At 53.4% G+C, this 14,691-nt stretch carries 15 protein-coding genes; 5 read left to right on the top strand and 10 right to left on the bottom strand.

Annotated elements, in window-relative coordinates; all coding sequences use genetic code 11:
• Nucleotides 1-9 precede the first annotated feature (9 nt).
• Nucleotides 10-903, top strand: coding sequence for a homoserine O-succinyltransferase (locus SIB83_RS15170; protein WP_413402481.1), 894 nt, complete (start codon nucleotides 10-12; stop codon nucleotides 901-903).
• A 620-nt stretch (nucleotides 904-1,523) separates the two neighbouring features.
• Nucleotides 1,524-2,066, top strand: a complete 543-nt coding sequence (locus tag SIB83_RS15165; protein WP_413746323.1) for a hypothetical protein — start codon at nucleotides 1,524-1,526, stop codon at nucleotides 2,064-2,066.
• Nucleotides 2,067-2,184: 118 nt separating this feature from the next.
• On the opposite strand, the gene SIB83_RS15160 is transcribed toward SIB83_RS15165, so the two are convergent.
• Together SIB83_RS15160 and SIB83_RS15155 are read right to left on the bottom strand one after the other, a co-directional pair.
• Complete coding sequence (locus SIB83_RS15160; RefSeq protein ID WP_413746322.1) at nucleotides 2,185-2,613, bottom strand: tetratricopeptide repeat protein; 429 nt, start codon at nucleotides 2,611-2,613, stop codon at nucleotides 2,185-2,187.
• Between the two features lie 232 nt (nucleotides 2,614-2,845).
• Entirely contained in the window at nucleotides 2,846-3,280 is a 435-nt protein-coding gene (locus SIB83_RS15155) for a hypothetical protein (RefSeq protein WP_413746321.1), read from the bottom strand.
• 134 nt (nucleotides 3,281-3,414) lie between these two features.
• Here SIB83_RS15155 and SIB83_RS15150 point away from each other — a divergent pair, with 134 nt between their 5' ends.
• Both SIB83_RS15150 and SIB83_RS15145 read left to right on the top strand, forming a co-directional pair.
• Complete coding sequence (locus SIB83_RS15150) at nucleotides 3,415-3,642, top strand: hypothetical protein (protein WP_413402475.1); 228 nt, start codon at nucleotides 3,415-3,417, stop codon at nucleotides 3,640-3,642.
• Between the two features lie 214 nt (nucleotides 3,643-3,856).
• Nucleotides 3,857-4,060, top strand: a complete 204-nt coding sequence (locus SIB83_RS15145; protein WP_413746320.1) for a hypothetical protein — start codon at nucleotides 3,857-3,859, stop codon at nucleotides 4,058-4,060.
• A 339-nt stretch (nucleotides 4,061-4,399) separates the two neighbouring features.
• On the opposite strand, the gene ccsB is transcribed toward SIB83_RS15145, so the two are convergent.
• The 7 genes from ccsB to SIB83_RS15110 form a co-directional block, all read right to left on the bottom strand.
• Entirely contained in the window at nucleotides 4,400-5,356 is a 957-nt protein-coding gene (ccsB, locus tag SIB83_RS15140) for a c-type cytochrome biogenesis protein CcsB (protein ID WP_413746319.1), read from the bottom strand.
• Nucleotides 5,357-5,405: 49 nt separating this feature from the next.
• Nucleotides 5,406-6,536, bottom strand: a complete 1,131-nt coding sequence (locus tag SIB83_RS15135; RefSeq protein ID WP_413747395.1) for an LptF/LptG family permease — start codon at nucleotides 6,534-6,536, stop codon at nucleotides 5,406-5,408.
• 32 nt (nucleotides 6,537-6,568) lie between these two features.
• Complete coding sequence (lptB, locus tag SIB83_RS15130; protein WP_413402469.1) at nucleotides 6,569-7,297, bottom strand: LPS export ABC transporter ATP-binding protein; 729 nt, start codon at nucleotides 7,295-7,297, stop codon at nucleotides 6,569-6,571.
• On the bottom strand, nucleotides 7,294-7,680 hold the full coding sequence (locus tag SIB83_RS15125) for an LptA/OstA family protein (protein ID WP_413406415.1): 387 nt from the start codon (nucleotides 7,678-7,680) through the stop codon (nucleotides 7,294-7,296). The genes lptB and SIB83_RS15125 overlap by 4 nt, the downstream gene beginning before the upstream one ends.
• 123 nt (nucleotides 7,681-7,803) lie before the next feature.
• On the bottom strand, nucleotides 7,804-8,163 hold the full coding sequence (locus SIB83_RS15120; RefSeq protein ID WP_413402467.1) for a DUF309 domain-containing protein: 360 nt from the start codon (nucleotides 8,161-8,163) through the stop codon (nucleotides 7,804-7,806).
• Nucleotides 8,160-9,962, bottom strand: a complete 1,803-nt coding sequence (gene typA / locus SIB83_RS15115; RefSeq protein WP_413402465.1) for a GTP-binding protein TypA/BipA — start codon at nucleotides 9,960-9,962, stop codon at nucleotides 8,160-8,162. The genes SIB83_RS15120 and typA overlap by 4 nt, the downstream gene beginning before the upstream one ends.
• Nucleotides 9,963-10,161: 199 nt before the next feature.
• Complete coding sequence (locus tag SIB83_RS15110; RefSeq protein ID WP_413402463.1) at nucleotides 10,162-10,914, bottom strand: M15 family metallopeptidase; 753 nt, start codon at nucleotides 10,912-10,914, stop codon at nucleotides 10,162-10,164.
• 107 nt (nucleotides 10,915-11,021) lie between these two features.
• Here SIB83_RS15110 and chlP point away from each other — a divergent pair, with 107 nt between their 5' ends.
• On the top strand, nucleotides 11,022-12,395 hold the full coding sequence (chlP, locus tag SIB83_RS15105; RefSeq protein WP_413402462.1) for a geranylgeranyl reductase: 1,374 nt from the start codon (nucleotides 11,022-11,024) through the stop codon (nucleotides 12,393-12,395).
• Nucleotides 12,396-12,425: 30 nt separating this feature from the next.
• Here chlP and glyS read toward each other — a convergent pair whose 3' ends face one another.
• Entirely contained in the window at nucleotides 12,426-14,585 is a 2,160-nt protein-coding gene (gene glyS, locus SIB83_RS15100) for a glycine--tRNA ligase subunit beta (RefSeq protein ID WP_413746318.1), read from the bottom strand.
• Nucleotides 14,586-14,691: the final 106 nt, after the last annotated feature.

Here is a 14,691-nt window from a genome sequence, read left to right as displayed (position 1 = left end):
GGGTTTGACATGGCTCTGATCCTCCCGGCCAACTACCACAAGATCACAGCCGTTGAGCGGAATCGAATTTCCTGGATCAAACCTGAACAGGCAGAACGTCAGGACATCCGACCATTGAGGATCGGAATTCTGAACATCATGCCCCTGGGAAAACAGTATGAATTCAATCTGTTGCATCCACTGGGACTGTCGGTGCTTCAGATCGAACCGATTTGGATTCGGCTGCAAACCCATGCCTACAAAAGCTGGGATCGTTCCCACCTTGACGGCCTTTACAAGAGCTGGGATGAGGCCAATGACAATGGTCCCCTGGATGGACTGATCATCACGGGTGCTCCTGTTGAACATCTTGAATTTGAAGACGTCACGTATTGGCCGGAATTCTCGAAGCTGGTTGAGGAAGCACGTGTGAGCTGTGCCAGCACCCTTGGACTGTGCTGGGCTGGATTTGCTTTGGCTTATCTATCTGGAGTCCGCAAAGTGCCACTTCAACAGAAACTGTTTGGGGTGTTTCCAATGCGCAGTCTTGTGCCAGGTCACTCGTTGATGGGTACTCAGAATGACCAGTTCCTCTGCCCGCAGAGTCGCTACGCAACACTTCCGGACACTGCCATGGAGGCGGCCCAACGGCAGGGAAAACTAAGGTTGCTCGCTCATGGAGAATCAGTTGGGTACACAATTTTCGAGACACCGGATCAGCGACAGCTGATGCATCTGGGCCATCCTGAATACAACGTGGACAGAATCCTTGCGGAAATGGAACGAGACAAGGCACGTGGTGACGTTCCACCACCACTGAACTTTGATGCAGATCACCCCCAGACGCTCTGGAGATCCCATAGGAATCTTCTCTTTCAACAATGGTTATGGTTTTGCTATCAACGTGTCAGTTTTCAAGCGTAATCAAGACCACAGTCATCAATGCATCCTCTTGAAATACTCAGTCGTTGGCGTCGACGATGGTTCGGATGGCTTCCGTCGCATAAAAATTGGGAACCATCAGCCCAGGATGTTTGGCCTGAGCAGGAGGATGACTGGTTGTTGGAACCGATCAATCAACAGGAAGCGAAGGCACTGTTTCCACATCTAAGCGAAGAACGGGCAATCCTGCAGTACCAGAAAATGCGATTACACATCCGTGAACAAACCAAACGCGGCTTCTAAGCTGAAGCAAATGAATTCAATTCAATTAAAAAAATATTCAGTGGTTGGCATTTCGAGGGGGAGGAATCAAAACAAATCCCTCGTCAAAACAAAAATTATGATCCTAATCCTGAATCCATTGATTGAAAAGTTCGGTGCCATGCTTCAGGAACAGTGTACTGGTAGCGTCATAACAACAAATACACGGACTGGGTCTCAGATAGAGTGAATCAATGATCACTTTTATACACGGATCGATTCAACATCAAATATGAAGTAAATTTTGCGAGTAATCACGGGAGTCGCGAGGCCAGGATAATCAATGGCTTTACCTTCAGTCCAACCCACGCCCGCTGGATTGGATTCGCCATAATCTTCTTATGATTAAAACACTGACGAAATTCCTTGGCCCTCTGCTTGCAATTGCAGGCGTGCTTGGTTTAACGGGTTCCTCAATTCTCTGGAACTTCCAGGGCCGTAATCTTGGTATACCAGCTACGGCAGTGTCGCTGCTACTTCTGGCTGTGGGAGTGGTGCTGTTGCGCCCGCTGCAGCCAGCCGCAGCTGCAAAAATAAACGAAATCCCTGAAGTTGAAGCCGTCGAGGCGGATTCCAAGACCACAGGTGATCAAGCCTCAGAAAAACAGTCACTTCAAGATGACCTAACAACGCTACCTGAAGCTGAAAAAATTGAAAACGGTACTGCAGAGACAACAGTGTCCAGCAGACCTCCATTAACGACGGCTGAAGCGATTGCCGCAGAGCTTGCCGAAGCGGAATTGAACAAACCAGTTCCAGTTCTCGTTAATTTTGCTCCGGATGCTCTACGGCCGGGAAATTCACTACGTCCTAACAAGCGTCAGCCTGGTAGCAACTTGTCGGGTTTTCGAGATATGGCGTCAGACCTCTTTAAGAGCAATTAAATCAATATTTAAATTAATCAAACAATTTAATTTTTATCAGCACTGCATATACTAGCTATAATCTTTTTACTCATTACTTTCACCAATATACCAATTCACCAAATATTATTTTATTTATTTATCCACAGTATTTTCTCAGAAAAAGCTTCGATTCTTTACTCCCTAATTTTATTGCTTGTTTCCAATCAAGGCATGCATGCTGTATGTCATTAACCATGTCCATTGCCATTGCACGGTTGAAGTAAGCTGAGCCATCTTCAGGGTTCAGCTGAATAGCCACGTCAAAATCAAGTATGGCCGCAGCTACATCTCCTGAACGCGCTTTGGCAATACCACGACTTCCATAGGATTCAGTCCTGTTTGAATTGAGTTCTATCGACTTACTGTAATCAACGATGGAACCCTCAAAATCACCATACTTTGCTGTGGCAACACCACGATATTGGTATGCAGATGCATTATCGGGATCAATTGCAATCACCTTATTGAATTCAATCACAGCACCGCGATAATCACCAGATTGAGACTTTTCCAGTCCAAGTGCCAAGGAAGTTTCAATTGAGACAGCGAAAACTGGTGGAGGTTATAAAAGATAAAGGCTAAATAAGAGTATAATAATAAATCGTAAAAGTTTTGCCGTATACGGCACTATGGCAAGTCTTACGTAACAGATTTGGATCAGTGATTGCCTCCAATCAAATCGGCAATAGTTGCAATCAAAAAAAACTTTTGCATCTAAGTCGATTCGCAAATTAATCTGAATAATTTAAAAGCTTAACTTATTTTGCTTGCGTAATTTGCTGATGATCTATCAATATTAATTTCCAATCATTTGGATCATATTCACCATCTCCGAACATAACACTCGAGGCTTCGTCCAAGCAAGAGGCCTCCACCTCCACTGTTTGTTCAATCCGCTGATTCAGGAAAGAATAAATATGGCCCTCTTCGTAATAAGCGAAAGGCTTGGTCGGCATCATTGAGTCAGGAAACCATTCGTCGCGTTCAATAATTTTCCTTGAAATATCATCAATCATTTTCACAGCCTCAAGATCACCATCCTCTAAATAACCTTTCCTGTTCATTTCTGCCCACTTATCATTATCCTCCATATAAAGAACATAATTTTGTTCGTCCACACTCTCTCGCATCAAGCAGAATTTTTGTTGTGAAAAAACAAAATCAAAAGACTGAAGCTTGTTATTTTCAATCATAATTTGCAGCGATTAAAACTGTATTGGATTGGCCATCAAGACTCCCCCTATTGTAATGTATACGCTGCAAGGAACCTCCTGGGGAAACGAATTGATTCCTTTCAAGTCAATGAACAATTGATTGCCTGAAAGCCATGGCCAATTCAAGACCGACTGGTGGCTGCTACATCATCAATATCAATGACGGCAACCTGTTAATTGAAGTCGTTGCATTGGCGAACTATGCAGATGCACTACGTGAATTCAATCGAATCATTGAAATGGGTTCTTTTGGCCGATGGAAAGAAGTTTATTTAGAGGGGCAAGATAGAGCAGGTCAATTTATTGATGTTTATTTAATTCACTATTTTGATCAAAAGTGAATGTTGCCTAAGGCAGAATCAATTCAGTAGCAAGTAAATTCGATAACATTCAATTTTCATCCCTGGGAGCGATTCATGAGTGGTGAGATCAAAATTGCGTACAATCTTCCTAGGCCTGAAGCAGAACAATTATTGTCCATGCTGATTTTGGTACGAATGGGGGAAGACAGTTCAAACAGAAAAGTTGATACTGCTAGCAGTACGGGGTGGATGAGTGCTCACCGACTGGCACTGGTATAAGGATCTCACTGATGAACAGAGAAATCTGTATGAAGAGCTTGTGCAGATTGAAACGGAGATTTTTTTGAGCCCTCGTGACTGTAAACAACTTGTCAAGGGTCTTACCAGGATAGGTATCAAGACACCGAAACAATTAAGAGAGTGGTTTACAGCCTTGGCCGAAGCTGAGAAAGACTGACAAAGAAATGAAGAGAAATTAAATGTACATAATCATTAAAATCAAGCACAACTTTACTTACAATAAAAACTTCCCATAACGAGAATGGATTTCAAATATATTTCAACCGAAGAGTGCGCCTTTAAAATTCGTGGCAATGAGGACACAGTACTACCAACGATATTCATTTAATTCGCCACAACTTTGCACACATCTTGCAACAAATTGTTCGAATTTGCCTAGGTATTTTTCAATATTTATTCATAAATAGTGAATCAGCCTGCCAGCTGATTGTGGCGCTATATAAGAGTTGAACACACGCCTCCGACGCAGTAACAAAGAATAATTCAATATTGAAAGTTATTCAAAGAACCAGCCATAACTGTGCAAACCGATACCCAACAAATTTACTCCGATGTAACACACGACAATCACCACCAATCCAGAAGCAGCAACCAATGCTGGCCTCCGTCCTTGCCATCCACGACTGAGACGGGTATGGAGATAGGCGGCATACACAAGCCAACAGATCAGAGCCCAGGTTTCCTTTGGATCCCAGCTCCACCAACTTCCCCAGGCTTCATTCGCCCAGACGGCACCGCTGATGATGCCAACAGTGAGTAACAGAAACCCCACAGTGATTGTGCGATAGCTCAGGCTGTCGAGCTGTTCAGTGCGACTGAAATGGATTGATGACAGCTGAATTTCAGGGGGATTCTGGACGGCAACGCTGCCTTCAGCAGCCAGAACTCTGGTCTTCCGATACGCACCTGTTCCAATGGAACTGCTGCGAAGCTCGAGCTCTTCAGCACGGTCCGTCAACAGCACGGCAACCGACAGCAGCGACCCCACCATGAGAGCCGCATAGCTGACCATGATCACACTCACATGCATCACCAGCCAACTGCTGCGCAAGGCTGGTACAAGAGGAGAAGCCTGCTGCAGCTGATCAGGAAGGGCAAAACTCGCAAAAGCGATACAGCCAAGTCCCATCGGTGTGGCTGCAGCGGCAACCAGAGGCGATGACCAGTTGCGCTCAACCAGGAGCTGGGTGAGCGTGCAGGCCCAGGCCAGGAAGCAAAGCGATTCGTAAAGATTGCTGATCGGAAAATGTCCGGATTGCCACCAGCGCAGGACGAGCTGAGCTGTGAGCAACAGATTGGAGAGAGCGATCAGCGAACGCACTCCGCTGGAGCTTCGTCCATTGGACAGAGCCCAGAAACTCCAGGGGAGAGCCACCAGAAGAAAGGCAAAGGCCATCAGACCCAGAAGCAGGACGGGTTCCGAAACGATCGCTTCCAGACCGGAAAACCCCATCAAAAACCTCAGGAAGAAGACTCACTGACGTTAATTGTGGCGTTCTGACTCATCGACTGGCCTGCCTGAGCAGAAAACCACCACCAGCAAGGGAGATCAGCACAGGACTCCATGCAGCCAGCAGAGGTGGAAGGGTGCCCTTCACGCCCAGTGAACTGAAACTGAAACCAAGCAGGTAATACACAAGGATCATCACGACACTGATTCCAAATCCCTGGCTGCGACTGGTTCGGTTGTTCGGTTTGGCACCCAGACTCGCTCCGATCAGGCCGAAGACAAGACACGCCATTGGCAGCGTGAATTTCTCCTGAATCCGAACCTGCAGTTTTCTCGCTCCCTTGACATCACCGGCGTTATCAAGCAGCTGCTCAGCCTGCAGAGCTTCAGACACTGTCATGTTGTTGGCATCCTTCGGCAGCTTGGCAATCCTGATCGGTGCCGTGGAGAATGGGTACATGTAACGGTCGAAATCAGCCGACGTTGTGCTCCCAGACGGCGTCAGCGTCAGAATCTGACCGTTGAAAAATTCCCACTTCGCTTCCTGCTCATTCCACTGACCTCTTTCAGCGAGCAACATCTGGGTGAAACCGACCCTTGAGAAATCGAGCAAAGTGACTCGGGTCATCGTTCCGTTCTGAAACCGGCTCGCGTAGAAAAGCTGGAGCAGACCCTTGCTGGATGAGCCATCAGGCTCCTCGACCCGTCCAAAACGGGGATAGATGATGTTGTCACCTTTCTCGGTTGCGATCGCCTTGCCGAGAGCCCTTCGCAAGGTCACCTCAGCGGAACGATTGCTGCGCGGTACAAGCACGTCGTTGAACAGAAACGTGAGACCTGACATCAACAAAGCCAGCACCAGTGCGGGAATGATCATGCGAGTGGCTGTCACTCCCACGCTGCGCAGTGCCGTGAGTTCACTGTTGGTGGAAAGACGGCCGTAAGCAAGCAATGTGGCAAGCAGGGTGGCCATCGGGAAGGAAAGCACCAGAAAGCTGGGCAGTCGTTGCAACAGCACCTGAACGGCGATCAGCACAGGGAGATTGGATTCAACGATCTGACGAACCAGTTCGAACAGAACCCCAACCGACAGTGAAAGCACCGTGAACAGGGCGACCGCAAACACAAGGGGGCCGATCAGCTCACTGAGAAGCCAGCGATCAAGAAGCGGAATCCTGCGCATGAGCGCATGAATCCGTTGCGTTGCATTCGCGATCACAGCTGGAAACCCTCTCCGAGGTAGTGAAGGCGCACCAGTGGATCCGACGCCACCTGATCCGAGAGTCCGGAAGCAAGAACACTGCCATCCGTGAGGATGTAGGCCCTGTCGGTGATGGCCAGTGTTTCCCTCACATTGTGATCGGTGATCAGAATTCCCATTCCCCGTTGACGCAGTGCCTGAATCAGTTGCTGCAGGTCGGCGACAGCAAGTGGATCCACACCGGCGAACGGCTCGTCCAGCAGCAGGTATCGCGGTCCCTCAAGGCCAACCGCCAACGCGCGGGCCACCTCGCAACGGCGACGTTCACCTCCGGAAAGCTGAAATCCTTTGCGATTCAGAAACGGCTGCAGATGGAAATCGTCGATCAGTTGATGCAGGCGTTCTCGTGCCTGGGCTTTGGCCAGACCGGTCTGGGACAGCACAAGTTCCAGGTTCTCCCTCACAGTCAACTGCCTGAAAACACTCGGTTCCTGAGGCAGATAGCCGATCCCGAGCCTTGCCCTCTGAGGCATCGAGAGGCTGGCGACTGGATGTCCATCCATCAGGACCTCTCCCTGATCAGGCTTGAGCAGACCGATCACGAGATTGAAACTTGTTGTTTTACCGGCTCCGTTCGGGCCCAGCAGGCCGATCACTTCGCCCGGTTCGAGCGTCAGCGTGAGGTCTTTGACCAGAGGGCGACCTCCCAGGGCGAGAGAAACCCGATTGAGACTGAGACTCATGGTGTCAGTGGTGTCTGCGCAGGCTGATCTGGGCGAAGGATCATGGTTGCCCGAACCTGCCCTCCACTCTGCGGAAGAGCCACAGCCCGTTCGTCCTCAAGGTCGTAGGTCACACGCTCGGCCCTCAGTGTGTTGCCATCCTCCTGAACAACATCGACATCGCCGCTGAGCACCAGGCGACCTTCGCGGCTGAAGTACTGGGCCTGACGTGACGTGGCGACCATTCCGCGGGTGGGATAGACGATGCGGACATTGCCGATCGCGGTGACCACACCCGTGACGTTGTCAGCCGTCTGGCTGTCGGATTCAATGGTGATCAGGCCGTCGTCGGTGGTTGGAGTCTCAAGGGGTGCAACGACCTCCTGTGCCAGAGATGGTGAGATAAGGGCTAGAGCAAGCCCTGCACACCAGATCACGGAACTGCGAAGCAGGATCTTCGATCGCTGAAACGATGGAAACACGATCGGTCGTGGCGCGGTGAAAGGGATGAGCCATGGTCCCACGAATCACTCAGCAGCAAGCAGCCGCGGTGGCGGTAGGACCTCCGGGTCAGAGCCGGACTGGAGGGCATCCAGACGGTCGGCCACAGCCGTGTGCAACGCTGTGAGATCAAGCCCCAGAGCACTGGGCAAAGAAGGGCGAAGTCGCCCTATACCCTCACCAAGAAGGATGGTTGCACCGTTGGTGTTGCCGCGTTCAAGGTGAACATGAGCCACAGCGATCTGAACGAACGCCTGAATCAGCTTTCGCTCGGGATCGATCTGCTCATGCCAGATCTCTTCGAAAGCATCATGTGCTTCGTACCAGGCTCCGGAATTGAACAGTTCAAGAGCCTCGGGGAAACGGGGATCGTCGACCGCGCTCAACGTTTGGCCATCTTCTTCGCAGGCAGTTTGCGCAAGCGAATCGACTCAGGAGTCACTTCAAGCATTTCGCCTGGGCCGATGTATTCGAGCGCGCGCTCCAGGGTCATCTGCACGGGAGCCTGAAGGGTGTCGAGCTCCTCAGCACCAGCGGATCGCATGTTGGTGAGCTGCTTCGACTTGCAGACATTGATCTCGAGATCCTGAGGGCGATTGTTCTCGCCGATGATCATGCCCTTGTAGACCTTGGTTCCAGGAGCGATGAAGAACTGACCGCGATCTTCGGCGTTCTTGAGGGCGTAGAAGGTGGCGGTGCCCTCTTCGAATGCGATCAGCACGCCGTTGCGGCGGGTATCGAATTCACCCGTCATCGGCCGATATTCAAAGAAGGAATGGCTCATGATTCCTTCACCGCGGGTGGCGCGGATGAATTCACCGCGGAAACCGATCAGGCCACGGGAGGGCACCACGAATTCCAGTTGGGTGCGACCATCGGAACTGGTTTCCATGTTCTGCATTTCAGCCTTGCGGGTTCCCAGCTTTTCGATACAGCTGCCAACAGCGGCTTCGGGCACGTCCATCACCAAAGTCTCGACAGGCTCGCAGGGTGTGCCATCGATGGTCCTGAAAATCACCTGAGGCTGAGACACCTGGAATTCGTACCCTTCGCGACGCATGGTTTCAATGAGGATGCCTAGGTGAAGTTCACCGCGACCACTCACTGCAAAACGATCGGGAGAATCCGTGTCTTCAACCCGCAGGGCCACGTTGGTGAGCAGTTCTCGCTGGAGACGGTCGCGCACCTGACGGCTGGTCACGAACTTGCCTTCCTTTCCGGCGAAGGGTGAGTCGTTGACCACGAAGGTCATCTGCAGGGTCGGCTCATCAACCTTGATCAAAGGCAGTGCCTTGGGTTCATCCGGACAGGCGATCGTTTCGCCGATGTTGACCTCGTCGAAACCGGCCACGGCCACCAGATCACCGGCACTCGCTTCAGCGATTTCAACGCGCTGCAGACCTTCAAAACCGAGCAGTTTGCTGATCCGGCCCTTCTTGAGGTTGCCGTCATCCTTGATCAGAACGGCATTCTGCCCCTGCTTGATCACACCGTTGTGCACACGGCCGATGATGATCCGTCCAAGGAAATCGGAATAATCGAGGGTGGTGATCTGAAGCTGCAGAGGCTTGGTGGCATCCCCGACCGGGGGCGGAACATGGCGGAGGATCGCATCGAAGAGCGGACGCATGGTGTCGCTCTCGGTTTTCATGTCTGGCTTGGCGAAACCTCCGAGGCCACTTCCGAACAGATAGGGGAAATCACATTGGTCATCGTCGGCGCCCAGCTCCAGAAACAGATCCAGCACCTTGTCGACAGCCGTCTCAGGATCAACCCGAGCACGGTCGATCTTGTTGACGAACACGATGGGACGCAGACCCTGCTCCAGCGCTTTTTTCAGCACAAAACGGGTCTGAGGCATGGGACCTTCATTGGCATCAACGATCAGAAGGCAACCGTCCACCATGCCGAGCACCCGCTCAACCTCACCGCCGAAATCAGCATGACCAGGGGTGTCAACAATATTGATGCGGGTGTCGTTGTAAGTGACAGCCGTGTTTTTGGAAAGAATGGTGATTCCGCGCTCACGTTCCAGGTCGTTGGAATCCATGACGCAGGTGGGAACTGCCTCGTTGTCACGGAAAATGCCTGACTGGGCCAGCAGTGAGTCGACCAGGGTCGTTTTTCCATGGTCAACGTGGGCGATGATCGCGATGTTGCGAATCGCCTTTTGCTGGGCGCTCATAGGGTCAGTAGGGGGCGGAATGTCTCTGGACGCCCGCAGGCGCAGACAACGCACCTTATCTCAACGTGAGATCGTTTCGGGTCGATGTGGACGGTCTGGCTCAAGAAAGAAGCGGATCAGAATCCGCTCAGCGGTGCAAATCACCTGGCCTGATCAACAGAGCGATCAGCGGCGTTGCAGTCAGAGACATTGAAGTCGATCAGCCGCCATTAGCGAGTCGGCGTGCAGGCTCGAACCTGCGCAAGGCATCCGCTGACCCTTCAAAACGCCAGTGCCACGGCTCGTAACTGACACCCTGCGAATTCACGGCAGGAAAGGAGAGGGTGAAGTGATAGCTGGCGGCATGATCCTGAAGCCAGCTGAAAGCGGCGGTTCGCTCAAACGCAGCGGACAGATTCGTTGCCGGATCGGCCCCATCTCCGAGATCGACCGCATAGCCGGTGCTGTGTTCGGAATAACCAGGAGGAGCCGACACCTTGGCGCGCTCCGCAGCTGTTTGATTGCGCTCGGATTTGACGTCGAAAAAAATACTTTTCTGCAGCTCCTGAGAGCGATAACCGCTCAGCAATCTCAGGTCAACCCCATCAGCTGCGGCCGCCCGACGCATCGCATCGAGGGACAGTGCTGCATCTCGATGCAATTCAATGCCAGCCTCCACCGGCACCAGTTGATCCACAAGGGCCTCCGGGTAGGGGAAATGGCCCAGGAGGCGGCCATCCTGACCAGGCTGTTCGTCAATGCCCTCAATCACCTGGATTCTGGTCCGATCAGGAAGAAGTTCCGGAACGAACAGAACTGCCGCGAGAGACAGAGAGAACAGAGCTCCGCAGCTGAGCAGAAGCCCCAACCCACTCCCCCGCCTGGGTTGGGAAGAACGTCTGCGGCGTGCGATGGGGATGTCATCGCGGCTGCTGTCACGCTTCCTGCTGCGGGTGACGACAGCCCGGGACAAAAGAACACTTCAAAGTTGTTTCGATCGTAAGGGGGTGCGCCAGTGCTGGCAGCGAAAGAACAGTTCGCGGTGTAACTTCGATTTATAGTCCAGCGGAGTGTGCTGAGATGCTGAGAGTTGCCGTCATCGGAGGAGGTCCGAGCGGATCATGCGCGGCCGAAGTGCTAGCAAAAGCCGGCATCAGCACATGGTTGTTCGAACGCAAACTCGACAACGCCAAGCCATGCGGAGGCGCCATCCCCCTCTGCATGGTTGAGGAATTCGAGCTGCCCGAATCGATCATTGATCGAAAAGTCCGCAATATGAAGATGATTTCCCCCTCCAACAAGGAGGTGGACATCAGGCTTGATCCGCTTGGCTACGACAACGATGCCTACATCGGCATGTGTCGACGCGAGGTTTTCGACGCCTTTCTGCGCAACCGCTCCGCCGATCTCGGAGCGACACTCGTGAACGCGCTCGTACAGAGGATTGACACCGGTACCAATCGACAGGGGCCCTACACCCTGCATTACGCCGACTTCAGTGACGGCGGTCCCACAGGAGAGATGAAAACCCTTGAAGTGGATCTGATCATTGGCGCGGACGGTGCCAATTCCCGCGTTGCCAAGGCCATGGATGCCGGCGATTACAACGTGGCCATCGCTTTCCAGGAACGCATCAAGCTTCCTGCTGAGGAGATGACCTACTACGAGGATCTCGCCGAGATGTATGTCGGCACCGATGTCTCCCCTGACTTCTATGCATGGGTCTTCCCCAAGTTCGACCACGTGGCTGTGGGTACAGGAACGATGCAGCAGAACCAGTCGCTGATCAAAGGCCTGCAGAAAGGAATCCGTGAACGTGCGCGCAAACGTTTGTTCAAAGGGGAGGTCATCAAGGTCGAAGCCCATCCCATCCCCGAACACCCCCGTCCAAGACGCGTCGTGGGTCGTATGGCACTGGTGGGCGATGCCGCGGGCTATGTCACCAAGAGCTCCGGCGAGGGGATTTACTTCGCTGCCAAGAGTGGGCGGATGTGTGCGGAAGCCATCGTGGAGATCTCAGCGAATGGAAGCCGAATTCCCACTGAGAAGCAGATCAAGTCGACCTACCTGAAGCGCTGGGACCGGAAGTACGGCGCCACGTATGCGGTGCTCGACATTCTCCAGAGGATTTTCTACCGGAACGATGCCGCCAGGGAAGCCTTCGTGGAGATGTGCGATGACCGTGATGTGCAGAAACTCACCTTTGACAGCTATCTGTACAAGCGAGTGGTGATGATGAATCCCTGGCAACAGGTCAAACTCACCCTTCGAACTGTTGGAAGCCTGTTGCGAGGTCAGGCCCTTGCTCCATCCAACTACGGGTCCGTGCCATCAGCTGTAGGACGCTCCGATGGTGACTTCCTGGCTGAGGAAGCGGCCCAGGCGATCAAATCGCAGTCCGGCGAAGACTCCACTTCAAGCAGTGAAGAGCGCTCAAAAGTCACCAGCAGCTGACTCCATCAGCTGCTGAGCTCAATCCATCGTTCACGCCTGGATGTTCTCAAAACGCGCCAAAACCGAAGCCTGATTGCGCAATACGCCCAGCAGATTCAGACGGTTGCGCCTGACAGCATCGTTGTCAGTCATCACCATCACACTGTTCTCACCGTCGAAGAAGGCTTCAAGGGCTCGGGCTGCACCCTGAAGTTCTGAAGCCAGACCTTCATAATCACAGGCCTGCGCAAGCGGGCTGAGGGTCTGTAACTGCTTGAGCAGATCAGTTTCACTGGGGGAATCGAACAACGAAGCGTCGATCACTGGCTCCGCATCCAGCTGAGTGGTGTCGAGGTTGCCTTTCTCAGCAAGTTTTGAGGCTCGTTGAACCACAGCCTGAACGGCCTGAAGACGACCGCCTGTCCGCAGATCCCGAAGCAGCAGAAGCCTCACACGCGCATCAACCGGATCCTCCAGCAGACGTGAACTGCTGACACCCGCTCCGCTCACGGCCTGCACAAGGTCGGCTGGAAAGCCGTCCTCTTCGAACTGAGACACCATCCTCTGGCACAACAGCTGGCCCAGATCCTCCGCGAGGGACGCGGGGTCGAACTGAAATGCGGGAAATAAACCTGACCAGTGTGATGAAGCCCTGGCCAGCAGAGTCTGCAGTGGCAGACGCCAGCCCCTGTCCCAGAGGATCTGAACGATCCCGTTGCCGGCTCGGCGAAGCGCGTAGGGGTCGGAAGAGCCCGTCGGGCGCTGACCCTTGGAGAAAATACTGAGCAGAAGCTCAAGGCGCTCGGCCAGTGCAAGCAGGGCACCGGCATCGCTGCAGGGGGGCGCGTCTCCCGCACCAGCGGGTTGATAGTGCTCAGCCACTGCCAAGGCAACATCACGGTGCTCACCCTCCTCGAGCAGATATTTGCCGCCCATCAGACCCTGGAGCTCAGGGAATTCACCCACCATCTGACTGACAAGGTCGTTTTTGCAGAGACGCGCCGCACGGCGAGCGTGCTCCGCCAGCGAGTCGCTGGACCGAAGCAGCTGAACAAGCTGATCCAGCATCCAGCTGATCCTCTCGGTGCGATCGAGGAGGCTGCCGAGACCTTCGGCGAAGGTGACGCGATCGAGCTCCTCGCGTCGCTGCTCACTGGGCTGACGCCGGTCAACATTGAGGAAAAACTCCGCATCCGCCAGGCGGGCGCTGAGCACACGCTGATTCCCGCTGACAATTGTTTCGGAAGCATCCTGCAATCCATTGCCCACGAGCAGGAAATCCGAACGCAACACATTGCGGGCCTCGAGCTGGAGAGGATCAGCAGTGGCCTTTGGTTGCCTGAGCGGCACATAGCGCTGATGCGACTGCATCACCGTGACAATCACTTCCGGCGGCAGATCCAGATATCGATCTGCGATTTCGCCCTTCAGCACAAGAGGGGCCTCCACCAGGTCCACAAGCTCCTGAAACAGACTGTCCGGACAGTCGGCCTCGCCTCCGCAGGCAACTGCCTCAGCAGCAATGGAACGGCGGATGAGTTCGGAACGCTGATCGCGATCCACCATCACACCTGCCTCTGCCAGAAGTCCCGGAAGTTCATCCGCAGAGTTCAACTGAGCGAGCGAGTCGTGAAGACGATGGCCGCGACTCTGACGACCACTGCGCACGATGGGGTCGGAGCAATGGAGCGTCACAGGGATAAGGTCCTCACCCAGCAACGCGACAAGCCAACGCACAGGCCGACTGAAACGCTGCTCTCCACTTCCCCAGCGCATGAATCGACGGCCCTGAAGACAGTCGATCCACTGGGGGATGAAGTCCTGCAACAGTACGGAGCTCCGCTGACCCGGGGTGCAGACCCGAGCAAACAGACAGGGGCCCTTGGGTGTGTCACGGCTTTCGAGCTGCGCAGGATCCACACCGCAACGCTTCGCGAAACCGATGGCGGCAGGGCCTGGCTGGCCTTCAACCAGCGCCTGGGACACCGGGGGGCCCTTGCGATCCTCCTCCAGATCAGGCTGTGAATCGATGAGATCGCTGATCTGAACAAGCAAACGACGTGGTGTTCCAGTCACGGAGAGGTGTCCGTGGTCGAGACGCAGCTCCTTCAGATCCGTGCGGACACGCCGCTCCAGCTGCTGAAGCGCTGAGCGCACGAAATCGGCCGGTAATTCCTCGGTGCCGATCTCGAGCAGAAACGTGTTTGCCACTCAACGTGCCAATACAGGTGGCGACTTTATGAGACGCCGCTTCGCTAGTTTCAAATGCAACAACGATGCACGCGTGAGCGACGGACTGACAGCGACCTCCAATGCG

It is taken from the genome of Synechococcus sp. MIT S9507, assembly GCF_047304715.1.
In the GTDB taxonomy this organism is placed as follows: Bacteria; Cyanobacteriota; Cyanobacteriia; order PCC-6307; family Cyanobiaceae; genus Synechococcus_C.
The sequence above is the reverse complement of the archived record's forward strand: the minus strand, read 5'-3'. Positions and strand labels throughout refer to the sequence as shown.

What these genes read in the sequence shown, in the direction of transcription:
- SIB83_RS15170 (WP_413402481.1), top strand. Translation starts at nt 10, where the DNA reads ATGGCTCTGATCCTCCCGGCCAACTACCACAAGATCACAGCCGTTGAG.
- SIB83_RS15165 (WP_413746323.1), top strand. Translation starts at nt 1,524, where the DNA reads ATGATTAAAACACTGACGAAATTCCTTGGCCCTCTGCTTGCAATTGCA.
- SIB83_RS15155 (WP_413746321.1), bottom strand. Translation starts at nt 3,280, where the DNA reads ATGATTGAAAATAACAAGCTTCAGTCTTTTGATTTTGTTTTTTCACAA.
- SIB83_RS15150 (WP_413402475.1), top strand. Translation starts at nt 3,415, where the DNA reads ATGGCCAATTCAAGACCGACTGGTGGCTGCTACATCATCAATATCAAT.
- ccsB (WP_413746319.1), bottom strand. Translation starts at nt 5,356, where the DNA reads ATGGGGTTTTCCGGTCTGGAAGCGATCGTTTCGGAACCCGTCCTGCTT.
- SIB83_RS15135 (WP_413747395.1), bottom strand. Translation starts at nt 6,536, where the DNA reads ATGCGCAGGATTCCGCTTCTTGATCGCTGGCTTCTCAGTGAGCTGATC.
- lptB (WP_413402469.1), bottom strand. Translation starts at nt 7,297, where the DNA reads ATGAGTCTCAGTCTCAATCGGGTTTCTCTCGCCCTGGGAGGTCGCCCT.
- typA (WP_413402465.1), bottom strand. Translation starts at nt 9,962, where the DNA reads ATGAGCGCCCAGCAAAAGGCGATTCGCAACATCGCGATCATCGCCCAC.
- chlP (WP_413402462.1), top strand. Translation starts at nt 11,022, where the DNA reads ATGCTGAGAGTTGCCGTCATCGGAGGAGGTCCGAGCGGATCATGCGCG.